This window comes from Spirosoma sp. (assembly GCF_026391055.1).
In the GTDB taxonomy this organism is placed as follows: Bacteria; Bacteroidota; Bacteroidia; order Cytophagales; family Spirosomataceae; genus Spirosoma.
Map to the genome: position 1 here is coordinate 184,548 of NZ_JAPLET010000022.1, position 21,885 is coordinate 206,432.

Genomic DNA, 21,885 nt, shown 5'->3' on the forward strand with positions numbered 1-21,885 from the left:
GCTACTTCCCTTCTTTCAGCATCTCCACAACCAGACTCAACTCGTTAACCGTCGATTCGGGGTTGCCGGAATACCCAATGGTACGGTACCGCACGCGCCCATCCGGGCCAATAACTACTTTGGTCGGAATACCCTGTACTTTATAGGCATTAGCCACTTTCTGCTGCCCGTCGAGAGGCACCACAAAGGGATAAGGGTGTTTATTCATAAAATTGTGGACGCGCTGCACGGGGCCACCTTCGCGGGTGTTGACGAATAGAAACTTCACATTTGGGTCGTTCTGAAACCGCGTCTGTGCCTGTTGCATGGCCGGAAAAGAAGCAATACAAGGGCCGCACCAGGTAGCCCAGAAGTCAAGCACAATCACTTTTCCCTTAAACGCCGAAGATGAAATGCTACGTCCCAGTAAATCGGTGAGCGTGAATGCCGGCGCCGGTTCATTGATGAGCAGCTTCTGGAGTTCATCCCGCTGATCGGCGCGTAAATCGGCTTCCAGTTGAGTCAAATAAGCATCGGCTTTTGCTACTGTGTTGCCCGGTTGTCTGGCGTACCAATCACGCAGGGCTCTTTTCAGGCCGGATGTTGCCGTTCCAATCTGAACCGAGGCTTCGGCCATCGGTCGTGCTTCGGCAATATGGTTCGTTTGGAGCGCACAGAGGAAGTAGCGTTCGATAAGTCGAGGGTCGGTATTGTCAATATCATTGGGATCTATGAAGGTCTGATAAGCCGTGTACGCACCGGCATAATCGCCCTGCTGTTCGCGCACACGTGCGTAGGTATTCATTAACTGACGCTGCCGGGTTAATCGTTCGGCTTCCCAGTTACCGGCTCCTGTTTTCGGTTGTGATTTGAGAACATCAATAGCTCGGTTCACCAGTTTTTCGGCCTCGGGTAACGACCGTCGCTCATCAGCCATCTGAAATGCTATTGTGTTCAGCATCAGAACATCTGTGTGGGAGGCTGGCTGTTTCTCCACAAAAGTGACCAATCCCGGTATGTCATTGTTTTTGAAATAGCCATCGGTCATCATAACCGTCAGAGCGGGCAGGTAGGAGGAGCCCGGGAACTCGGTCGCAAATGCCTGATAGGCGGCCTTTTTGCGTTCCCAGTTTTGTTCCTTCCGGATAGCCATCGACCGGTCTTTCTGCGCCAGTGAGCCGGTTGGCTCCACTAACTTCTGCCGCTCACGAAGGGCATTGGCTTTGGGGAAATCGCCCAGACTTTCGTAGAGCTGTGCTGCCGTAGTGAGTTCAGCAGTGGTCGGCGTTGGGCGGGAGGCCAGGTAAGATTCAATGCCGGCTTTTACCTTGGGTCCATAACCGGCCTTTTTCTGTTTCACCTGAGCCGCCAGCAAATCTGACCAGTAGAAGGGGTGAAGATTCGGATTCTGGGCGAGTTCATGTTCGTACAGGGTAACGACCCAGTTCGGGTCAGGACGCGCGCCCGATTCGTACAGAAAATGACTGCGGGTGAATACCGATGCCTGACCGCCGGTAGCGTGGGGCACGATTCGTCCACTGGCATCACTGACCGGAATAACGTATAGCTGACCGTTGTTTAGATCAGTTCGTTTGGGCTGGCTGCTGTTTCGAAACAGCAACATCATACCCGCCACATCTTTACGAGGAATAAATAGTTCACCGACAAAATCGTTGCCGTGCCTCACCAGTTTAACGGTTGTAGGCTGACTGAGCTGAATCACATTGGGGGCTCCATAGCGTACGTAACGTCCTTCAAGCGTGCTGTCGCTGGCCAGGGGCGTCGTTTGTGGGGTGTACGTAAAGGACACGACCTGCCCAAGCTGCGGCCTCTCCGGCGAAAAGCAGAACTGTCCCTGAACATAGCCCGTATATAAGGCGCAGAGCAACGTAACGGCGTAACGCAGATTAGCTCGTTTGGGGCGGACCAAGAGCAGGTTAGCAAAAGATAGAGGCTTTTTCGTTTTCATAATGTTGATGAGTTTCCGGCCGGGCCGGATGGGGTAAGCTATACGGCTACAGGTTCTTCTTTTACAACCGGTTTTGAGACCGCCCATAAACCTACAAACGTAAATAAGCCATTTAGCAACAGTCGTTCAAACCCAAACTGATAACCGCCAAACCAGGCCGCCGAATTTTCATTGACTACGTAGGTAAACACCGGCGAGACCAGGCAAATCCAGGGCACAAAGCGATCCCTGACCGGGCGTTTGCTGAAAATGCCAAAGGCATAAAGTCCCAACAATGGCCCATAAGTATAACCCGCAATGTCAAAAACAGCGGTAATAACTTCTTTACTATTCAACTGCCGGAAAACGATGATGACCACATAGAAAAGCAGCGAAAAGCCAATGTGAACGATATGTTTGATGCGCGACCGCTCGGCTTCAGGCCGCTTTTCGACATTCATGAAATCAACACAAAACGACGTAGTTAGGGCCGTCAGGGCGGAGTCGGCGCTGGCATAAGTAGCCGCTGTAATACCAAGCAGGAACGTGATGCCGACAACCAGACCAAGGTGATTTAAAGCAAGTAACGGATATAAATCGTCGGTACGGGTTGGGATTTCGATGCCTTCGCGTTGAGCGTATACGTACAGTAACACCCCCAGCGAGAGAAACATAAAGTTGACAAAGACAAGGGTTACGGTGAACCAGAACATGTTTTTCTGAGCCTCGCCAATGTTTTTGCAGGTCAGGTTCTTCTGCATCAGGTCCTGATCCAGACCGGTCATAACGATGGCTATGAAAGCCCCGGAAATAAACTGCTTGAAGAAGTTCTTCGGGTCGTTGGCGTCCCAGTAAAACACCTGCGACATAGTACTATCTTTCACCGTCCGGACCAGATCGCCAAAGGAGTAGCCTAACTCCTGTGAGATTAAGACAATGGTTAATACAACGGCGGTAACCAGAAACACGGTTTGCAGCGTATCGGTCACGATAATCGTTTTAACGCCCCCTTTGAAGGTATATACCCAGATCAGAGCGATGGTGATGAGTACCGACACTTCGAAGGGGATTCCCAGCGCGTTAAATAACGCGATTTGCAACACGCCAGCGGCCACATAGAGCCGAACGGCCGACCCGACGGTTCGGGCCAGCAGGAAAAAGCCCGCGCCTGTTTTGTACGACCAGAAGCCAAAGCGTTTTTCCAGGTACCCGTAAATCGAGATCAGGTTCAATCGATAATAAAGCGGCATCAGCACCGAGCCAATGACAAAGTATCCGACAATGTAACCCAGCACAACCTGGAAATAAGAAAAGCCAATTTTCCCAACTGCGCCGGGTACCGAAATAAACGTAACTCCCGACAGGGACGTGCCAATCATGCCAAACGCAACTAACCACCAGGGCGACTGTCGGTTAGCAGTAAAAAACGCATTAGTATCGGCACCCCGTGCGGTGTAAAAGGAAACAACAATCAGCATTCCGAAATAAGCAATCAGAATGACAAGGGCAAGGGTGGTATTCATAGAAAATACGGCAACTTTTCAGGCCTAAATTGAGTTCTTTTATAGGACGGCGAAGGTTTTTTTTAGTGCCCATTTTGCCGTAAATTTGCTAAGTAAACACCATTTTATCTCCTATGCAACCTTTTGAAGAAACCGTTGTGGACGTGCTCGACCAAGTTGTTGAAACCGACGTTCATAACCTTGTGGTCTTCAACGACGAAGTCAATACGTTCGATCATGTCATCGAAACGCTCATTGACGTCTGCGGACATACGCCTGAGCAGGCCGAGCAATGTACGTTGCTTATTCACTACAAAGGGAAGTGTTCCGTAAAAAACGGATCATGGGAAGAACTTGTGCCAATGCGTAATGAAATCTGCCGTCGCGGAATTAGCGCTGAAGTTTTAAATTAATGCTGAAAGAGCGAAAGAGTGAGCGAGCGAAAGTTGATGCGCCAGTCACTCTTTTGCTCTTTTTCTTTTTCGCTCTTTAATTTAACTGAAATTGGAATACCCATCCAAACTCATAGAAGACGCGGTGAACGAGGTGTCGAAACTACCGGGTATCGGGAAAAAAACCGCTCTCCGATTGGTGCTGCATCTGCTTAAACGCGATGAAGAACAAACCGAAACGCTGGCTCAGAGTTTGACGGCCATGCGGACCAATGTTAAATACTGTCGTAAATGCCATAACCTCTCGGATAATGAGTTATGTACCATATGCGCCAGTAACAAACGTGATCAATCCCTGATTTGTGTGGTAGAGGATACCCGCGATGTATTAGCGATTGAAAATACGGCCCAGTATCGTGGCCTTTATCATGTCCTGGGTGGTATCATCTCACCTGTGGAAGGTATTGGCCCCAGCGATTTGCAGATCGACTCGCTGATGAACCGACTGCGCGATGCCGGAAGCGAACAAGTGCGCGAAATTATTCTGGCCATCAGTCCTACGATGGAAGGAGACACAACGGCGTTCTATCTTCAGAAGAAACTTAAGCCGTTCAATCTCAAAATTTCAACCATTGCCCGCGGAGTTCCTATCGGGGGCGACCTTGAGTATGCCGATGAGGTGACACTGGGCCGTAGTATCCTGAGTCGGATTGCCTACGATTAAAGGCATCCTGTTACCTCTGGTCGTTATCGGCTGGTGGTCGTTATTGAAACATACTGACAGGCCAGGGGGTCACAGATGCAAAAAACTTGTTTCTTTGCATCTGTGACCCCCTGGCCTGTTAAACATTCGACCATTTTTGACGGTTTGATGAACAGCCCAAAGCGTTACAGACGCTTTTTCGTTTTTAAACCAACATTCGCATGAATCGCTCCGAGTTTTTGAAATTGGCCTTCGGTGCATCGGCCGGTTTAGTTGCCTTCCGTTCGTTTGGTCTTACACCTGCTCAGGCAGAAGGACCCTTTAAACTGGCTCCATTGCCATACGATGCGGGTGCCCTTGAACCGCACATCGACAAAATGACCATGGAAATCCACCATGGCAAACACCACAAAGCCTATGTCGATAATCTTAACAAGGCCGTTGCCGGTACTGATATGGCAAAGATGGACATCGATGCACTGGTGAAAAGCATAAGCAGCAGTACACCAGCCGCTGTTCGGAACAATGGAGGTGGGCATTGGAATCATACCTTCTTCTGGAACATCATGGGGCCCAATGCGGGTGGTGCACCCAAAGGCGCACTGGCCGATGCCATCAATAAGAAATATACCTCGTTCGACAACTTCAAAGCCGAATGGGCTAAAGCAGCTACCGGACGCTTCGGTTCGGGCTGGGTTTGGCTGATTAAAAATGGCAACGATGTCGAAATCGTCTCGACGCCTAATCAAGATAACCCATTAATGGCCCTGGCTGAGAAAAAAGGAACGCCTGTTCTTGGACTCGACGTATGGGAACACGCCTACTACCTGAAGTACCAGAACCGTCGGCCGGAGTACGTCACTGCATTCTGGAACGTTGTCGACTGGAACAAAGTCGGTAAGAACTTCGGGGCCTAATTGCCTTACATCCAAAGACGCAATCCCCTGCGTTTCCTGTGCCGAATGGTTGATTCACACAGGAGACGCAGGGGATTGCGTCTTTGAATTGAGTAACCGGCAGATTGGGCAATCTTTTGTATTTTTGTGAAAATAGTTTAGGAATGGCAGCAGAAGAATTATACAATGAAATACCGTCATTGGATTTGGCGGATTTCATGTCAGGAGACCCCGGGCGTAAAACTCGTTTTGTGCAGGATTTAGGGCGGGCATTTAATCAGATTGGGTTCGTCGCTATCCGTAATCATGGGTTAACTAATGAGTTGACAACGAAACTCTACGATGCAGCGCAGTCTTTTTTCTCCTCACCCGATTCACTCAAACAGAAGTATGAACGCCCTGATTTGAATGGGCAGCGGGGGTATATTGGAAAAGGAAAGGAAACTGCCAAAGGATTTAAGGTCGCGGATTTAAAAGAGTTTTACCACATAGGTCAGCCCGAGCCGGTTGGGGATATGCCAGCCAACGTGCTGCCTGACGAGTTTCCCGAGTTTAGTGAAGCTACTCAAACCGCTTATCGGACCCTCGAAAATGCGGGTAAGCAACTGTTGCGGGCTATTGCCCTGTACCTCGAACTGCCCGAAAACTACTTTGATGATAAAGTACAAAATGGCGACAGTATTCTGCGGGCTTTACATTACTTTCCTCTCGATCCCGACACAACGCCCGATGGCGCGGTGAGAGCCGCTCCTCACGGCGATATTAACCTGATTACGCTACTGATGGGGGCATCGGCCGATGGGCTCGAAGTGCTGCGCCGGGATGGCAAATGGATTGGCATTACCGCTCTGCCCGATCAGGTAGTTGTGAACGTGGGCGATATGCTGGACCGGTTAACCAACCACAAACTGAAATCGACGATCCACCAGGTTGTTAACCCACCGCGTGAAAAAATGAACCAGTCGCGCTATTCAATTCCGTTCTTCATGCATCCCCGTGCAGATATGGACCTGACTAGTCTGGAAAGCTGTATCGACGTACAACATCCGAAAATCTACGTCGACATGACGGCAGGCGAGTTTCTGGATGAACGACTGATGGAACTTGGACTGAAAAAATAATCAGTTCCTGTCTGACACGATCGGTGAATGACAATGGCCAGTTACCGACCGTGTCAGACAACCCGCTATCCCTGACCCTCCTCTACATGCTTCCATACCTGTCCACTGTTCAGCCGGTACGCCGAATTCGTTATATCATCTTTTTAAAAGATGTGCTGATTCTGGCGCTGACAACTTTTGGTGGACCCCAGGTGCATCTGGCCATGTTTTATGAACGTCTGGTGCAGAAACGGCGCTACCTTACTGAAGACGAACTACTGGAGCTGAACGCATTGGGACAGGTATTGCCAGGGCCAACGTCTACGCAAACCATAACAGCCATTGGTTTCAAAATAGGCGGTCCCAATCTGGCGTACATTACGCTGCTGGTCTGGATTTTGCCTGCGGTATGTATAATGACAGCCGCCGGGATGGGAATTTATTACCTGGAAAAGCACCACTTGTCGTTGCAGTTTGCCCGATTTATTCAGCCGATGGCCGTGGGTTTCATGGTTGTGGCGGGGTACAGGATTGGACAGAAGGTTATAAAAAATCAGGTCAGTCTGGCTTTAGCGTTGATTGCTGTCGTTGTGGCTTATCTATTTCGGTCGCCCTTTATGACGCCAATTGTTATTGCAGTAGGAGGGTTGACCACGGCACTAACCTACGAAAAACAAAAACGTATGGAGAAAAAGCCCCTGCGTGTTCAGTGGTCTAACTTTTTTCTGTGGCTGGGTGTATTTGTCGGGGCAGCAACGCTGGGAGCCTATACTCAATCGCTGCCCGTTCGCCTGTTTGAAAACTTCTACCGGAATGGCAGCTTTGTTTTTGGGGGAGGGCAGGTATTGACGCCCATGTTATACAACGAGTTTGTTGCCTTTAAGCATTATTTATCACGCGAGGAGTTTTTGTCGGGCCTGGGTTTGGTGCAGGCCGTTCCAGGACCGGTCTTTGCATTTGCGTCTTACATAGGGGTCTTATCCATGCGCGATTCAGGCATGCACGGCCAACTTTGGGGAAGCTTGGTATCGACTGCCGGGATTTTCCTGCCCGGTACGTTTCTGATTTTCTTCGTTTATCGATTCTGGGAGCAACTCAAGCGCTACCGGGTTGTTCGGGCATCTCTGGAAGGGATCAATGCCGCCAGCACGGGTTTAACGGCCGCAGCGGCTTTGGCGCTTTTCGAGCCCATGGCGACCCACTGGCCATCTGTGGTGGTGGTGGTATCAACCATTGCTGTGCTGCTGTATACGAAAATTCCCCCTTATGTGTTGATTCTGGTAGGCTTGCTGACCGGCGTGATTTTGTAAAGGCGCATGAGCCACCTGTTAGATATACCACATTCCTTCAGCTACGAGTTTATTACGTCCGCCAACATTTATCTCATAAGCCCCATTGGCTAAACGCCCATCCAGATACAGATAGGATTTCCGCTTCATCTGAAATCCTTGTTCTACGGTTACCGTAATATTGTCGCATACATTCGTTAAAAGATATGCCAGAAAGCAGCCGTTGGCACTCCCGGTAGCTGCATCTTCCATAACCTTATCATTTTCGATCAGCAGCATTCGGGTATTATACGCATTGCCTGCTTCATGGGTCTCACTGGTAAAGAAAAACAGTGAAGTTGAATGGCCAGTGGGACTGTTGGTCTTATACATTTGCCGGGCCGTTAAAAAAGCGCTGAAGGGTTCAATTTTCAGCGATAGGACGTCAAGGGCAGCGCGGCTTTTGAGCGGAATAACGATGTAAGGCAGACCCGTACTGATTTCCTGAATGGGTAACACGTCGTTAAGGTCATCGCGGGGAATACCTAGCTCAGTGGCAATCTCGTCGGCCGTAAAGACAGGGCCAAACGTAGGTTGCGCCTGGCGCATTAAGAATATACTCTCGTCCAGGTTATCCGGATCGTTTACAGAAATAGCGATGTCGCTGTGAGCAAGTTCTAGGGTTAGGGTTGGGCTGACCTGGGGCAGAATAAATTTATTGATGACATAGCTCGTTCCCAACGATGGATGACCCGCAAATGGAACCTCATGCTCCGGTGTAAAGATCCGAACTGAAAAGCGAAAGTTACCATTGTCCGCTTTGATGAACGTTGTTTCGGCAAAGTTGATTTCTCGGGCAATCTGCTGCATCTGTTGGTCGCTGAGCTGATTGTCCATGTCGAGGAACACGGCAAGCTGGTTGCCTTCATACCGGCTTGACGCAAATACATCGACAATGTAAAATTTAATACCCTGCATAGGCTGGTCAATAAACGTTTTAATTAAAGGTATAAAAAATCGCTCCCCGTAGCGTATAGTAACGAGGAGCGATTCAAGGAGTAGTCCAGTTTTCAGATCAAAGCTCGTCTGATAGAAATTTCCGGATTGTCTGATGAGGCCGCAGACCCTGGGGTTTTCCGTTACTGCCGGCAGGCCGACTTTCGTTCGTTCGGGTTCGGCTGCCGTTCTGAAGCGTCAGCATTTCTTTCCGTAGCTGCCGTTGTTCTTCATCCGTAAGTACTGTTCGTGTGGCTTCGCCCTGCCCATAGCCATCGTTGAAGTTGCTGATACGGCTATCGGTCTGGGCTAGTTTAAGTTCAGCCAGTAGTTCATTTAGTTCAGCCGTAACGGCTTGTTTTTGCTGTTTCAGATCGTCCAGACCGGGTAGCAAATCAAGATTGTGCTGGAGAACATTTTGTTGCGTGCTCTGTTCGGCCAGCACTATTTCGAGTGGAGTGATTTCTTTATCGATGCGTTTCAGCCGACGACGTAGTTTCCAGAGTTTAATATCAGCCTGTAGCCACCGAAACCAGAACGCCGATAAAACCGGCAAGGCAATACCCAGGCAGACAGCACCGGCCAGTGCAAACAAAATGCCGCTTAGAACGAACGACAGTAACGCCCAGGGACTGTTTACAAGGGCTAGGTTCAACTCACTCGATTCACTTAGCTGTTTCTCAATTTTGCCCATCGTGGCTGCATCGAGCACCTGTGTTGTTGCTGTAGGGTCGGTATTCAACTGAAGTTGCCGGACCGATTTGTTGATGGCGGCTTTTAGTTGATCGGTCCGGTACGCTTCGTACCGGAACCAGCCCAGAACGGCCAATGTCAGTACCGCAAACACGGCCAGAGTAATCTTGAAACGCTCGTATTTGCGCCCATTGCGTTCAGGATCTTCCTGATACGGTTTTTCAATGAGCCGATCATAAGCGGGTTTCAGCAGAATAGAAACCATCGCCAGCCCCACGGCAAATGCCCAGGCTTCGTTTGTGTTACGAATATTGAGCGCGTAGGCAACGATTTCGTGCGAAATGATCAGATCACCCGCCAAAAATGAGATACCCGCAACCAGAAACAGTAAACCAGCAAACAACGAATAATCAGGAGACGCTTTCATGCGACGCTCCCGTAAACTATCTCGGTCAGTCTCAATGGATTGTTTGGCGGCTTCCAGCTTCCCAACCTGTTTGGCCAGCCGTTCAACCTGGAGCGTATGCGTTTGCAGGGTTGTATAAGCGGCCCTGTTGGCTTCGGTGGCTTCGGCTAACTGTTGATTGATGGACGTTATCTCCGCCCGTTTCTCGGCAATTCGTTCGGTTAGCCAGTCGGTATTAATTTGGCTTGATAAATACCCTTCGTATGTTTCCCGATTTACACCTTCAACACCACTCGTGTAGCCATGCTGGAAATCAGGATGATTGCTTGGTTCCATAGATAGAATGAATTATAAATGATGAGCTATGATCATTCATAATTCATCATTGATTTACGCTGTTGCTCCGTGAGTCGGTCGCGGAGGCTGCGGGCGAGTTCAAACTCGCTCAAAAACAAGTTAACCAGTTCATCGCGTTGGGTGTTCAACCGGGTTCTTTGGGCCTGCGTATGGTTCAAGGCTGTTACGATTGGCCACTTTTGGGTGCGAATGGCGTCAACTTCGCGATTTAGTTTATCAATTTCGGCTTGCCAGGCTGGTATTTTTTGCACGCTGTTAAGCGCCAGTAACCGGTTGGCTCTGCTTATTTTTAAATCTGTCTGTAACGTACTCAGATTACTTAGCAACAGATTACCTGCCAGCAAAAACAACAACAGAACAAACACAAATAAGGCAACGGCCTGACCAACCGGCTGCGTTTGCAGAGCCTGCGTCAGCACGAAGACCGATGCCGCAACCGGTAATCCAATCTCAGCCAAGAGCCGACGGACCGAAACCCGTGTTCCTTCTTCGTAGAATAACGAAGTACGACCGAACAAATTGAACATGCCGGCTAGAAATATGCCCAAGGCAATCCAGCGGTTCGGAAAAACAGGACGCAGGGTTTCATCGATCAGGTAAAAATTACTGATGCAAACGCCCACCGAAAGCACAAGACTGACCACCGTCCGAATGAGGTTGTTGTCTTTGGGCTGGCTATTCTGAAGGTCGGTCAGCTGATCCTGCAACGCGAGAATCCGGTTTTCGCGTTGTTCTATAAAGAGGTTAAGTTCGCCTATCTTTTCGGACTGCTCATCAATGGATTCATCCAGCGGAGCCGTTTGCCGAACGAAATAAGCCCGAATCTGGGCAATCTTTTCATCAGGTCTTGTGTTGGACAGGCCAAATAAAACGCCTTCATCGCGAAGAGCGTCTTCGTCGGCAAGCCAGTGTGGCAATGGTTCCTGTGTGTGTATCTGCATCGGGAATGGCCTGAGACTGTCAGTCCCGGTTGGCAATTGGGGGCTGGGTTCAGGTACTATAGGCATATGAACTATGTCAGCAGACACGCCACCTGGCCTGAGCGACAGTGAGTTCCTCGCGAAAAGCTGGCGGATGTGCTGAAGTACTGTCATGATCACGCTGATAAAAGTGAGCTGGCTATCGGTGTATTAACCTAAGCGAGCCAAAATATACGTTTTTACAATTGAAAAACGCGTCTTAGAGCGCTCCAGAGCCGTTTTTTTAAGTCCTGGTCGGCTTCAATGGTGGGCAGGGAGTCGGCCATTAGGAAGGTGATGCCCTCAAACCGCACCGGCGAATAGCGGTCCATCATGATGTCGAGATTGATTCGCTCAAAAGGCACACCAAACGTAATGAAATGATTAATATACTTACCTCGAAGGAGTTCCCCGAAATTCATGTCCTGCACACCATGCAGGTTTAGTAAATCAACCCCGTCGATGTTGAGGTTTACCGCTTTCAGGATTTTCTCCAGAAACAGGAGGTTACTGGGGTCCAGCGCTTCGTCGGCCAGCAACAGGACTTTATGATTCAGTTTTGGCATTCTGGGCTGCTGTTGAGCGGGTGGAATTATAGAAGGTGTTGTTGGGCGTGGCAACTCACGGGGTAATGGTTCGGGCGTGGCAATGACAAGGGCCGGTTCCGGCGTAAGTATAGCGGGTGTCTCAACAAGGCTATCTGTAAGGACAGTTTCGAGCGCAACAACTGTTTCTGCTTTCCCGGCCGACAGCTCATCCAGTTCCGCCAGTAGATCCGAACCCTGGTTTTCAACAACCGGAATTTCTTCACTGACAGGGTCTGTCATCTGTACTTGCGTATTTACCACCCATGATTCACCGGGCACCCGAAAAAGAGTATCGTTCTGATAAACAGTCTGAAAAAGATTTTTTACGGACATACGTGCAAAGGCAACCCAGGTTCATTTTGTCAAAAATAGGCAAAAAAGCCGCCCCCGGTATGAAAACGAGGGCGGCCGCTTGTAGTAAGCAGAAAATCGGACCAATTAAGCAATGATCGCCTGGCGGTGAATGATGGCTTCGCGGTCGGGACTGGTCGAAATAAAGTTGATGGGCAGGCCCAGTGTGTCTTCTAGGAAGTAAACATACGTTGCCAGTTCGGCTGGTACATCGACAAACGAACGGATGTTGGTTAAATCCGTTTGCCAACCCTTGAACGACTTATAAATCGGGGTCACATCCGTATCACAAAGGTCATAAGGCATCTGCTCGGTAATGGTACCATCCGGTAGTTTGTAGTGCGTACACACCTGAATCTCGTCGAAGATGTTCAGTACATCGACTTTCATCATCACCAGCTGCGTAACACCATTGATCATGATGGCGTATTTCAGGGCGGGCAAATCAAGCCAGCCACACCGGCGCGGACGTCCGGTTGTTGCGCCAAACTCGCGGCCTTCCTTTCGTATCTGCTCACCAACTTCATTGTTGAGTTCGGTAGGGAAGGGGCCGCTTCCTACGCGGGTGCAGTAGGCTTTGAAAATGCCGAACACCTCACCAATTTTTCGGGGCGCAACACCCAGACCGGTGCAGGCACCGGCGGCCATCGTGCTGGACGACGTTACGAAGGGATAGGAGCCGAAATCAATGTCGAGCAGCGATCCCTGGGCACCCTCGGCCAGCACTTTCTTGCCAGTGGTGAGGGCTTCGTTCACCGCATACTCACTGTCGTTTAGCTGGAACTGTTTCATAAACTCCACTGCGCCAAAGAACTCGTTTTCAGCCTGGGGCAGAACGGAGGCATAATCGAAATTATTCTGTTCCAGAATGACTTTATGAACGGCCACCAGCTTGTCGTATTTGGCCCGGAAATTCGGCGATTCAACATCACCGACCCGTAAGCCCAAACGCGCTACTTTATCCTGATAGGTTGGGCCAATACCCCGGAGTGTCGACCCAATTTTCGACTCACCCTTTGCCTGCTCATAGGCGGCATCGAGCAGACGGTGGGTTGGCAGGATAATGGACGCCTTGCGGGAAATTTGCAGGTTCTCGGTCAGGGGCAGGTTATATTTTGCGAGGCCGTCAATTTCTTTTTTGAAGACGATCGGGTCTAGTACAACACCGTTTCCAATGATATTGAGGATATCGTTTCGAAAAATACCCGACGGAATCTGGTGCAATACGTGCTTCAGTCCGTTAAACTCCAGTGTGTGTCCGGCATTGGGACCACCCTGAAAACGAGCCACTACCTGATACTGCGGAGCCAGTACGTCCACAATTTTCCCTTTTCCTTCGTCGCCCCACTGGAGGCCTAATAAAACATCGATCATTCTGATTGGGCCGTTGATACGGCTATGGTTACGCTAATTCTTTACTTGTGTCAAAATCCACGTTCGGTGCTGGCCAAACATCCCGGAACGTAAATGCCAGTGGGCCAGGTCCGTTTGAATTTAGAAGCTGGAGTCGTTCTTTCGCTTCATCAACAGATGGTATGTGACCAGCCGGAATCCACCACAGAACCGTCATTATCTGGTCTGGCTGTTCAAACCACTTTCGCCGGTCCTTCATGACTCGTGTATGCGGACTCTTAAAAACAAAGGTCTGTAACTGTTCCAGCGAAACCCAAACAGACATATTTACGATAACTCGCTCGTCGTCGAATGGTCGTAAGCTGGTGGCATCGTTTCCGTCGCCAGTGAGCCGCCAGATAAACCCGTCACTTTGTTCTGCCAACTTGTTAATTGTATCTAGCTGGTTAACAAAATCAGCCATAATCGGATGATTAATGTCCGGTGCCAGCATTCTGGAGATATTCAATTGGGCAAGCTGCATAGTTGAGGATGTCTAATGTAGGATATATGGTGTATTGATCATGATGTATGTCTATTAATTGGTACTACATCATGGGTCAAAAACTTACCCTTCCACCGGAACCTGAACCGTATCGACGGACCGCCCTTGCTGGTCTTTCTCGGCAATCTGTCTGTTTTCGCATATGTCGCGGGCGCAGGAGCCGTAGAAAATCAGGGAGTGGTGCATGACATTAAATTTTAACATGTCACCTACCATGTTCTGTATATTCTGGACGCGCGGGTCGCAGAATTCCATCACCTTATGGCAATCAGTACAGATGATGTGGTCGTGTTGCCGGTAACCGTACGATTTTTCGTACTGGGCCAGGTTACGGCCAAACTGGTGTTTGGTAACCAGATCGCAGTCAACCAGTACATCCAGGGTATTGTAAACCGTAGCACGGCTAACCCGGTATTTTTTGTTTTTCATCGAGATATACAACTCGTCCACATCGAAGTGGTCCTGTCGATTATATATCTCTTCAAGAATGGCAAACCGCTCGGGAGTTTTCCGGAGACCCTTCCGCTCAAGGTAGGCCCGAAAAATCATCTGAGCAGCGTCTAAATTTGTTTGCGTCGGAGCAGGCATAAGACAAAAGTAATGATGAATGATGAATGCTGAACAGCTTTGGAGAATAGCTTTCAGGATTCATCATTCAGAAGTCATCATTTTTAAGAATCAAACCGAACCACTTCAAAGACACCCTGAACGCGTTCGAGTTTCTGCATCAGGATTTCGAGGTGGCTCGTATCGTGAACGTAGAGCCGAATATTTCCCTCAAAGATACCGTCTTTCGAGTCAATCGCCACAGAGCGCATGTTAATATGCAGCTCATTGCTGATCACTCGTGTTACATCATTGATCAAGCCAACCCGGTCCGTACCGGTAATGCGCAGACCAGCCAGGAAGGCAAGCTCTTTTTGGGAGGTCCATTTTGCTTTGATAATCCGGTTGCCGTGGTTCGACATCAGTTCAACGGCATTAGGACAGGTGACCCGGTGAATTTTAATGCCGTCATTGATCGTCACGAACCCAAAAACGTCGTCGCCCGAAATCGGGTTGCAGCATTTTGAAAGGGTATAATCGATTTTGTCCATGTCCTCGCCAATGAGGAGCATGTCGGCATCGGCGCGTTCGCCGTGAATTTTCTTAAGTTCTTTAACAAACGCCTTGGCGTCGGGCAGCGCATCGGTATTCAGTTTATTCGCCCGGTTCTCTTTGGCTTCTTTATCCGATTTGAACTTCTTCAGTTCACCAACATCAATGTGGCCTTTACCAATGCGGTAGAAAAAATCATCTGAGGTTTTGGAGCCGAAATAAGCGCGTAGCTGGTTGATGACTTCGTTGGTCATCTCCATGCGCAGCACGCGGAGTTTTTTGTTTACCAACTCACGGCCGTCGGTCACGAACCGTTTGTTCTCTTCCTTGATCAAATCTTTGATCTTGGTCCGAGCTTTCGACGTAACCACAAACCGAAGCCAGTCCTCGCTGGGTTTCTGCCGGTTAGAGGTGATCACTTCCACCTGATCGCCATTTTGCAGCACATAACTCAGCGGCACGAGGGTATTATTGACTTTAGCGGCCATGCACCGTGCCCCAATCTGGGTGTGAATGTCGAAGGCAAAATCGAGCGCGGTGGCCCCCCGTTGCAGTACCTGAAGGTCACCTTTGGGCGTAAACACAAAAACCTCTTCGCTGTACAGATTGCTCCGAAAATCATCGACGAACTCAATCGCAGCTTTTTTGTCGCCACTACCCGCCGACTCGATCATATCCCGAACCTGACTGATCCAGGCCTCAATGCCCGCGCCAGTCTGGGTGTCGTTACCTTTATATTTCCAGTGGGCTGCGTAACCTTTCTCGGCAATTTCGTTCATCCGCTCGGTTCGGATTTGCACCTCAACCCACTGACCTAACCGGCTCATAACAGTCGTGTGCAGCGACTCATACCCGTTGGTTCTCGGGGTGCTGATCCAGTCTTTCAGCCGGTCGGGGTTGGGTTTGTAATGGTCTGTTACGATGGAATAGGCTCGCCAGCAGGCGGCTTTTTCCTCTTCCTGAGGCACATCCAGAATAATCCGGACGGCAAACAGATCATAAATTTCCTCGAACGGTTTTTTCGATTTGTTCAGTTTGGTCCAGATCGAATAAATCGACTTTGGACGACCTTTGATTATGTATTTGATTCCCGTTTCGGCCAGATCTTTTTCAATAGGTTCGATAAACCGACCGATAAACCGATCCCGTGCCAACCGTGTTTCGCGTAGTTTTTTTGCGATGTCTTTATACGCTTCGGGCTCTACATGCTTCAGATACAGGTCTTCCAGCTCCGACTTAATGGTATACAAACCCAGCCGGTGAGCCAGCGGAGCGTAGATATAAATCGTTTCGGAAGCAATCTTCAACTGCTTATCGCGGGGCATGGAGTCTAGCGTTCGCATGTTGTGCAGCCGGTCGGCGAGTTTGATCAGAATAACCCGCACGTCGTCCGACAGCGTCAGAAGCATCTTTCTGAAATTCTCGGCCTGCTGAGAAGTTCCGTATTCGAAGAAGCCGGATATTTTGGTCAGTCCATCAATTATTTTGGCCACCTTCGGCCCGAACGCCCGGTCAATATCGGCAATGGTCGTATCCGTATCTTCAACAACATCATGCAGAAGGGCGGCTACAATACTGGTTGTTCCTAGTCCTATTTCTTCGACGGCAATCTGGGCAACGGCCAGCGGATGATAGATATAAGGTTCGCCCGATCGCCGTCGCATATTCTTATGGGCTTCGGCAGAGGTGTTGAACGCTTTCTTGATCAGCTTGGCGTCATCACCTTTGAGCATAGGTTTGGCGGCCCGCAACAACCGGCGATAGCGCTTCAGGATTTCCTGTCGCTCCAGTTCCAGGTCAATAATGGGTTCGCTTGTATTATTGGCTTGATGCTCGATGGCATTCATCATAGTGGGCTTTGTTGCAGTAATCGCCTTTAGGTTGTACTCTTATTACAAGTTAACAAATTATTAATCGAAAAAGGGCGGAAAACTTGCTAAAAATAAAACCTTGCAAGAAAATGCTTGACACATTCATTTTTTTTTGTACTTTTGCACCCTGAAATGTCGGTAACGACCCACGGTCATTACACATTCAGCGAACAGATTCTCCCTGTTCAGGCCATCAAAATGCGGGCGTGGCGAAATTGGTAGACGTGCCAGACTTAGGATCTGGTGCCGCAAGGCATGGGGGTTCGAGTCCCTCCGCCCGTACTAAAGTTTAAAAGCGAAAGCGTGAAACCGGGCCGCCGGAGCGGAGCGAAAGAGTGTTGTCTATAACAATTCGCTTTTCGCTCCGCTCCGGCGGCTCGGTTTCACGCTTTCGCTCTTTCAGTTTTAAACCGATACAAACGTGGATATTACCCTAGAAAAAGCCAGCGATACCAATGCCTCGCTGAAAATTACGCTGACACCGGCCGATTATAAGCCCGAAGTAGATAAGAAGCTGAAAGATTACGGCCGTAAGGTGCAACTGAAAGGGTTTCGCCCTGGTCACGTTCCGGCTTCGCTTGTGCAGAAAATGTACGGAAAAAGCATCCTGGTTGACGAAATCAACTCGATGCTGAGCCGAACCGTTAGTCAGTATATCCGCGAAAACAAACTCCAGGTTGTTGGCGATCCCGTCCCCGATCGGGAGAAAGCGGATGCTATCGACTGGGATAATCAATCTGATTTTGCTTTCAGCTACACGTTAGGACTGGCTTCTGAATTCGATATCGACTTCAGTGACCTGCCAAGCGTAACCCAATACGAAATTCAGGCTGGTGAAACCGAAATCAACTCAACCATTGCCGATCTTCAGCAGCGTTTCCACAACCATGCTCATGGTGAAGAAGTGAATGATGGCGATACCATCTACGGCGAACTGAAGCAAGTTGATGGCGAGTTCTCGGCTAAAACAGCTTTCCCAACGAACCAGATGGCCGAAGACGCCAAAGGTCAGTTTGTTGGTAAGAAAAAAGGTGATGTTGTGACGTTCGTACTGGAGCAGGCTTTCCCCGACGAGAAAGCACGGGCCAACGCAACGGGTGTAAAGAAAGAAGAAGCTGCCGAGCTGGCCGGAGAGTTTACCTTTGAGGTTGACGACATTACCCGCCATGAGCCTGCTGAACTGAACCAGGAGTTCTTCGATAAAGTACTGGGTGTTGGTGCTGTGTCTGACGAAGAACAGTTCCGTGCCAAAGTCGCCGAGATCATTAAAGGAAACTACGGTCGTGAGTCGGCTCAATTGCTGCGGCTTGACATTGAGAAAACGTTGATCGACAACACGCCGATTTTACTGCCCGACGAGTTCCTGAAGAACTGGTTGCTGGAAGTAAACGAAGGTAAGTTTACCCCTGAGCAGATCGATGAGCAGTACGACGAGTTCACGAAGTCGGTGAAGCTACAACTGATCAAGAATAAGATTGCCGAAAAAGCCGATATCAACGTTGAGTTCGACGAAGTATTGGCTGTAACGCGTCTGATGGTTCAGGAGCAGTTTGGATTCATGGGTAGCGAAGATGAGGAGATGAACAAAACCATCGACCGTATCGCCCGCAACTACCTGATGGATGAGAAAAACAATGGACAGAACTACACCAATACGTTCAATCGGGTGTATGACGATAAAGTGATTGAATACACGAAAACACAAATAACGGTTGTGTCGCAGGAGATCACTGTTGACGAGTTCAAAGCACTGGTTGAGAATCGTTAATAACATTTGTATTTAAGCAGGCGGCCCGGTCAATGACCGGGCCGTTTTGTTTTATGGGCTATGAAACGAAACACCCACTGGCTACCTGAACATGTTCAGCTTAACGTCGTGAGCGTGTATTGTTAGGATGCATAACAGGTCAGAACAAGAGCCATCCAGGAAGGCGTTGAGCCTGGTCACAGACTGTGCTGGTCAGCTCATAAAACGAAAAGGAGACCCAGCGGGTCTCCTTTTCGTTTTATGAGCTGTATGCGTTACTGGTACTGAATATACAAGGGTTTGGGTGTTAACGCCAGCACTTCGGCTGGTGTCATAATTCGGGAGCCGGGCTTGCGAAAGTCGTTTTCGTAAAACAGCTTGAAGCCTGTGTATTGGACGGGCTCCTTCTGAATATAAGCCAGGTAAGAATCCTTTTTGAGTACCGGTGGTCCCCAACCATCCATATCCATAACAATCTGGACATTTGGGTCGAGTTTAATATTTTTATAGTTCTTGATCATGCCCTGCGTGAAGCGGTGAACCACCAGAATTTTTGGAGGCAGATTATTTTCCTTCACGATCCGGCTCAAAAATTTGACCGCCTGATTAACATCGGCAGCATCATACGACCCAATTTTCGTACCCGGCTTGGCTCCTGTTACCATCGAAAACTCCGGATCTATACCCAAATGAACGAAGGGAAGTTTGAGGTATTTGGTCATGTACTCCATCTCGGGGCCGAGGGGGGCGTGCCCCCGCTGAATATCCAGAAAAACGATGGCTTTATGGTCATTTCCCCATTTAAGCACTTTCTTAATGGTCTTATCTGACATTCGCATCCGATAACCACCATCTTTTCCGGGCGCCCCCTGTGCTGATGTGGCAACTAAATGAAGAGCAGGTAGAATCGGTGTTGCCGGGTCGGCTTTTTGCCAGTTTTTAATTTCCTCGTCCAGTCGTTTCAGCATTTCGTCTTTCGGGTATTTTCCCAATACACCCATCTTTTTTGAGTGCGGATTACCGTAATAAGCGAAGATGCGGTATTTGGGAAGCAGTGCACCGGCAGGCGGAGCAAAGGTCAGCGAATCGAGAGTGGAATCGCCGGTAGAAACGGCTCCCGCAGGTCGGGCAGTTGCTACAGGCTTTTCCTTGGGGGCTTCAGTGGAATCGGCTGAAGAGGTCGTTGTCGGACTCTTAGCGGACGCTTCGAGAGCAATTTTACCAGTCTTTGACGATTCGTCTTTTGATTGTGTTGAGCAGCTGGAAAGTTGACATAACGTCAATACTGAAAGCGCAGCTAAAGATAAGCGCATACTTTATTAGGTAAATAAGATGTGATTCATAAAAAAAGGGTTACATCCTTACGAGAAGGAATGCTAACCCTACGGTGCAAGTATAGAGTCTTCTTGTAACTTTTCAAAGCGTTAATTCACCTAGTCCCTGCCGGATGATGGAAAAGTTATCGTCTGTCGCATCCACAATGGTTGAGGCAACGTTGCCGCCATAGCCTCCATCAATAACTATGTCGACCTGATTCTGGAACTTCTCAAAAATCAGCTCGGGATCGGTCGAGTACTCGATGATCTCGTCTTCGTCGCGAATGGAGGTAGTAATAATTGGGTTCCCTAACTCATGAACAATCTGGCGGGGGATGTCATTATCCGGCACCCGGATACCGACCGTTTTCTTGTTGGAGTTCAGTATTTTGGGAACACTGCCGGTTGCTTCGAGGATAAATGTGAAGGGGCCGGGCAATACTTTCTTCATCAGTTTGAAGGCCTGATTTCCCACCCGGGCATAATCGGCAATGTGGCTCAGGTCGTAACAGATAAAAGAAAAATCATTCTTAGTCGGTTTGATGCCTTTGATGCGTGCTACCCGCTCAACGGCCCGTGTATTATGGATATCGCACCCCATCCCGTAGATGGTATCCGTTGGATAAATGATAACCGCGCCATCGCGCAGGGCCTTTACAATGTGCTCTATACGACGAAGATCGGGGTTCCTGGGGTAAAGCTTAATGAATTCGGCAGACATAGCAGGACGTAGTGATTTACAGTTTATGGCTGAGCCTACTCGTTAACAGGGAGGAAAACCACACGCTATAAACTACAAACGGGTTAATCCAGTTTCGCCGAATGAAATACCGGGCTCCACTTGAGGTAATGCCGGTATAGTTTATTGACCGGAAGATGGAGCCTGCTCAGGCCTAAAATCAGCTTGCTTTGCCAATCCGGTTGTTCAATATGGTAGAGAAGGTCGCCAAACTGAAGGGCCAGATCAAATTGTTCGACATAAAAAGCTTTTCGGATAAACCGTCTGACGCGTCCGGCCAGGGCCCGGAATTCATCGGGGGTAACACACCGCTCGAAGGCTTTGTAACATACGGCCAGTGTGGAGTACAGCAGGGACGTATTCGTATAAACAATCTGGGCCGAAAGGGAATCGGGTGTAAGGCGTTTCTGGGTCAGCACTTCATCCAGATAAGCATAATGATAGAGCCGGGCCGAGCGGACCCAGAAGTCAAAATCTTCGTAGGCCAGGGTTTCATCGTAGCCGCCCAGTTCATTCAGAACGTCCCGACGCATCATCATGGTTGGGGTGCATATAAAATAAGACTCCAGAATTGGCTTGAACACATTACCTGATGGTACCGGCAAGCGCGCATGCCCACTAGCATCTACGGCATAATGCAGGGCCACTTCGCGACCGCTGCGATCAATGTAAGCCGCATTGGAAAACACAACGGCATAAGGGCCGGCCAGTTTTTCAAACTGTGCAACCTGTTTTGACAGCCGACCCGGAAGCAATACATCATCGGCCGACAGATCAACCACATAACGCCCTTCGGCCAACGCCAATCCCTGATTGAATGCCCGATTTAAGCCAACGTTAACCGGATTCTGGATAAATCGAATGGCGGAATGCCGCTCGGTAAACCGGGCAATGAGTTCGGCTGACCGATCGATACTGCCATTGTCGATGACAATTAACTCGACATTTGGATAATCCTGATCGACAACCGATTGAAGTGCCTGTTCAACATAGGACGCGTGGTTGTAAGAAATACATATGACACTCACCCAAGGCTTAATTTGGTTGAGAAAAGGACTCATTGGAAGTGGGCTAGACTGC

Annotated in this window: 19 protein-coding genes and 1 tRNA gene; 7 read left to right on the top strand and 13 right to left on the bottom strand. The window is 49.2% G+C overall.

The genetic code is table 11. The features are described 5' to 3' along the window. Position 1: 1 nt before the first annotated feature. Positions 2 to 1,948: a TlpA disulfide reductase family protein gene (locus NT073_RS15935; protein WP_297375338.1), complete on the bottom strand. Its 1,947-nt coding sequence runs from the start codon at positions 1,946 to 1,948 to the stop codon at positions 2 to 4. Between the two features lie 38 nt (positions 1,949 to 1,986). Then, positions 1,987 to 3,450, bottom strand: coding sequence for a sodium:solute symporter (locus NT073_RS15940; protein WP_297375339.1), 1,464 nt, complete (start codon positions 3,448 to 3,450; stop codon positions 1,987 to 1,989). A gap of 113 nt (positions 3,451 to 3,563) precedes the next feature. Between NT073_RS15940 and NT073_RS15945 the strand changes: the two genes are divergently transcribed. The 5 genes from NT073_RS15945 (at position 3,564) to chrA (ending at position 7,830) form a co-directional block, all read left to right on the top strand. Next, a complete protein-coding gene (locus tag NT073_RS15945) occupies positions 3,564 to 3,842 on the top strand; it encodes an ATP-dependent Clp protease adaptor ClpS (RefSeq protein ID WP_012926198.1) in 279 nt (92 codons plus the stop codon). A 91-nt stretch (positions 3,843 to 3,933) separates the two neighbouring features. Beyond that, complete coding sequence (gene recR / locus NT073_RS15950; protein ID WP_297375340.1) at positions 3,934 to 4,545, top strand: recombination mediator RecR; 612 nt, start codon at positions 3,934 to 3,936, stop codon at positions 4,543 to 4,545. A gap of 200 nt (positions 4,546 to 4,745) precedes the next feature. After that, positions 4,746 to 5,441, top strand: a complete 696-nt coding sequence (locus NT073_RS15955) for a superoxide dismutase (protein WP_297375341.1) — start codon at positions 4,746 to 4,748, stop codon at positions 5,439 to 5,441. 143 nt (positions 5,442 to 5,584) lie between these two features. Further along, positions 5,585 to 6,541 carry a 2-oxoglutarate and iron-dependent oxygenase domain-containing protein gene (locus NT073_RS15960; RefSeq protein WP_297375342.1) on the top strand — a complete coding sequence of 319 codons (957 nt, stop codon included), beginning with the start codon at positions 5,585 to 5,587 and terminating at the stop codon, positions 6,539 to 6,541. Between the two features lie 86 nt (positions 6,542 to 6,627). Continuing rightward, positions 6,628 to 7,830: a chromate efflux transporter gene (chrA, locus tag NT073_RS15965; RefSeq protein WP_297375343.1), complete on the top strand. Its 1,203-nt coding sequence runs from the start codon at positions 6,628 to 6,630 to the stop codon at positions 7,828 to 7,830. Between the two features lie 18 nt (positions 7,831 to 7,848). Here the strand turns inward: chrA and NT073_RS15970 are convergent, their stop codons facing one another. The 8 genes from NT073_RS15970 to NT073_RS16005 all read right to left on the bottom strand — a co-directional run bounded on the left by NT073_RS15970 (position 7,849) and on the right by NT073_RS16005 (position 16,982). Next, positions 7,849 to 8,766 carry a PhzF family phenazine biosynthesis protein gene (locus tag NT073_RS15970; protein WP_297375344.1) on the bottom strand — a complete coding sequence of 306 codons (918 nt, stop codon included), beginning with the start codon at positions 8,764 to 8,766 and terminating at the stop codon, positions 7,849 to 7,851. 97 nt (positions 8,767 to 8,863) lie between these two features. Then, positions 8,864 to 10,219 carry a hypothetical protein gene (locus tag NT073_RS15975; protein WP_297375345.1) on the bottom strand — a complete coding sequence of 452 codons (1,356 nt, stop codon included), beginning with the start codon at positions 10,217 to 10,219 and terminating at the stop codon, positions 8,864 to 8,866. Between the two features lie 32 nt (positions 10,220 to 10,251). Next, positions 10,252 to 11,181 carry a hypothetical protein gene (locus NT073_RS15980; protein WP_297375346.1) on the bottom strand — a complete coding sequence of 310 codons (930 nt, stop codon included), beginning with the start codon at positions 11,179 to 11,181 and terminating at the stop codon, positions 10,252 to 10,254. Positions 11,182 to 11,399: 218 nt separating this feature from the next. Further along, complete coding sequence (locus NT073_RS15985) at positions 11,400 to 12,119, bottom strand: hypothetical protein (RefSeq protein ID WP_297375347.1); 720 nt, start codon at positions 12,117 to 12,119, stop codon at positions 11,400 to 11,402. A 105-nt stretch (positions 12,120 to 12,224) separates the two neighbouring features. After that, positions 12,225 to 13,511: an adenylosuccinate synthase gene (locus NT073_RS15990; protein ID WP_297375348.1), complete on the bottom strand. Its 1,287-nt coding sequence runs from the start codon at positions 13,509 to 13,511 to the stop codon at positions 12,225 to 12,227. A gap of 28 nt (positions 13,512 to 13,539) precedes the next feature. Then, a complete protein-coding gene (locus NT073_RS15995; protein ID WP_297375349.1) occupies positions 13,540 to 14,013 on the bottom strand; it encodes a DUF3291 domain-containing protein in 474 nt (157 codons plus the stop codon). Positions 14,014 to 14,097: 84 nt separating this feature from the next. Further along, a complete protein-coding gene (locus NT073_RS16000) occupies positions 14,098 to 14,622 on the bottom strand; it encodes a transcriptional repressor (protein WP_297375351.1) in 525 nt (174 codons plus the stop codon). 83 nt (positions 14,623 to 14,705) lie between these two features. Beyond that, positions 14,706 to 16,982 (bottom strand): bifunctional (p)ppGpp synthetase/guanosine-3',5'-bis(diphosphate) 3'-pyrophosphohydrolase, encoded by a 2,277-nt coding sequence (locus NT073_RS16005; RefSeq protein ID WP_297375353.1) that lies wholly within the window; start codon positions 16,980 to 16,982, stop codon positions 14,706 to 14,708. A 221-nt stretch (positions 16,983 to 17,203) separates the two neighbouring features. Between NT073_RS16005 and NT073_RS16010 the strand changes: the two genes are divergently transcribed. Next, positions 17,204 to 17,285, top strand: a tRNA-Leu gene (locus NT073_RS16010). Positions 17,286 to 17,424: 139 nt separating this feature from the next. Beyond that, the gene (gene tig / locus NT073_RS16015) at positions 17,425 to 18,771 is read left to right on the top strand and encodes a trigger factor (protein WP_297375355.1); all 1,347 of its coding nucleotides are present in this window, start codon (positions 17,425 to 17,427) and stop codon (positions 18,769 to 18,771) included. 254 nt (positions 18,772 to 19,025) lie between these two features. On the opposite strand, the gene NT073_RS16020 is transcribed toward tig, so the two are convergent. From NT073_RS16020 to NT073_RS16030, 3 genes are all read right to left on the bottom strand, one after another. Further along, a complete protein-coding gene (locus tag NT073_RS16020; RefSeq protein WP_297375357.1) occupies positions 19,026 to 20,063 on the bottom strand; it encodes a hypothetical protein in 1,038 nt (345 codons plus the stop codon). 103 nt (positions 20,064 to 20,166) lie between these two features. Continuing rightward, entirely contained in the window at positions 20,167 to 20,787 is a 621-nt protein-coding gene (locus NT073_RS16025; protein WP_297375359.1) for an L-threonylcarbamoyladenylate synthase, read from the bottom strand. Between the two features lie 83 nt (positions 20,788 to 20,870). Continuing rightward, on the bottom strand, positions 20,871 to 21,866 hold the full coding sequence (locus tag NT073_RS16030) for a glycosyltransferase (RefSeq protein WP_297375361.1): 996 nt from the start codon (positions 21,864 to 21,866) through the stop codon (positions 20,871 to 20,873). Between the last annotated feature and the right edge of the window lie 19 nt (positions 21,867 to 21,885).

What these genes read in the sequence shown, in the direction of transcription:
- NT073_RS15935 (WP_297375338.1), bottom strand. Translation starts at nt 1,948, where the DNA reads ATGAAAACGAAAAAGCCTCTATCTTTTGCTAACCTGCTCTTGGTCCGC.
- NT073_RS15940 (WP_297375339.1), bottom strand. Translation starts at nt 3,450, where the DNA reads ATGAATACCACCCTTGCCCTTGTCATTCTGATTGCTTATTTCGGAATG.
- NT073_RS15945 (WP_012926198.1), top strand. Translation starts at nt 3,564, where the DNA reads ATGCAACCTTTTGAAGAAACCGTTGTGGACGTGCTCGACCAAGTTGTT.
- NT073_RS15955 (WP_297375341.1), top strand. Translation starts at nt 4,746, where the DNA reads ATGAATCGCTCCGAGTTTTTGAAATTGGCCTTCGGTGCATCGGCCGGT.
- NT073_RS15960 (WP_297375342.1), top strand. Translation starts at nt 5,585, where the DNA reads ATGGCAGCAGAAGAATTATACAATGAAATACCGTCATTGGATTTGGCG.
- chrA (WP_297375343.1), top strand. Translation starts at nt 6,628, where the DNA reads ATGCTTCCATACCTGTCCACTGTTCAGCCGGTACGCCGAATTCGTTAT.
- NT073_RS15970 (WP_297375344.1), bottom strand. Translation starts at nt 8,766, where the DNA reads ATGCAGGGTATTAAATTTTACATTGTCGATGTATTTGCGTCAAGCCGG.
- NT073_RS15975 (WP_297375345.1), bottom strand. Translation starts at nt 10,219, where the DNA reads ATGGAACCAAGCAATCATCCTGATTTCCAGCATGGCTACACGAGTGGT.
- NT073_RS15980 (WP_297375346.1), bottom strand. Translation starts at nt 11,181, where the DNA reads ATGCAGATACACACACAGGAACCATTGCCACACTGGCTTGCCGACGAA.
- NT073_RS15985 (WP_297375347.1), bottom strand. Translation starts at nt 12,119, where the DNA reads ATGTCCGTAAAAAATCTTTTTCAGACTGTTTATCAGAACGATACTCTT.
- NT073_RS15990 (WP_297375348.1), bottom strand. Translation starts at nt 13,511, where the DNA reads ATGATCGATGTTTTATTAGGCCTCCAGTGGGGCGACGAAGGAAAAGGG.
- NT073_RS15995 (WP_297375349.1), bottom strand. Translation starts at nt 14,013, where the DNA reads ATGCAGCTTGCCCAATTGAATATCTCCAGAATGCTGGCACCGGACATT.
- NT073_RS16000 (WP_297375351.1), bottom strand. Translation starts at nt 14,622, where the DNA reads ATGCCTGCTCCGACGCAAACAAATTTAGACGCTGCTCAGATGATTTTT.
- NT073_RS16005 (WP_297375353.1), bottom strand. Translation starts at nt 16,982, where the DNA reads ATGATGAATGCCATCGAGCATCAAGCCAATAATACAAGCGAACCCATT.
- NT073_RS16020 (WP_297375357.1), bottom strand. Translation starts at nt 20,063, where the DNA reads ATGCGCTTATCTTTAGCTGCGCTTTCAGTATTGACGTTATGTCAACTT.
- NT073_RS16025 (WP_297375359.1), bottom strand. Translation starts at nt 20,787, where the DNA reads ATGTCTGCCGAATTCATTAAGCTTTACCCCAGGAACCCCGATCTTCGT.
- NT073_RS16030 (WP_297375361.1), bottom strand. Translation starts at nt 21,866, where the DNA reads ATGAGTCCTTTTCTCAACCAAATTAAGCCTTGGGTGAGTGTCATATGT.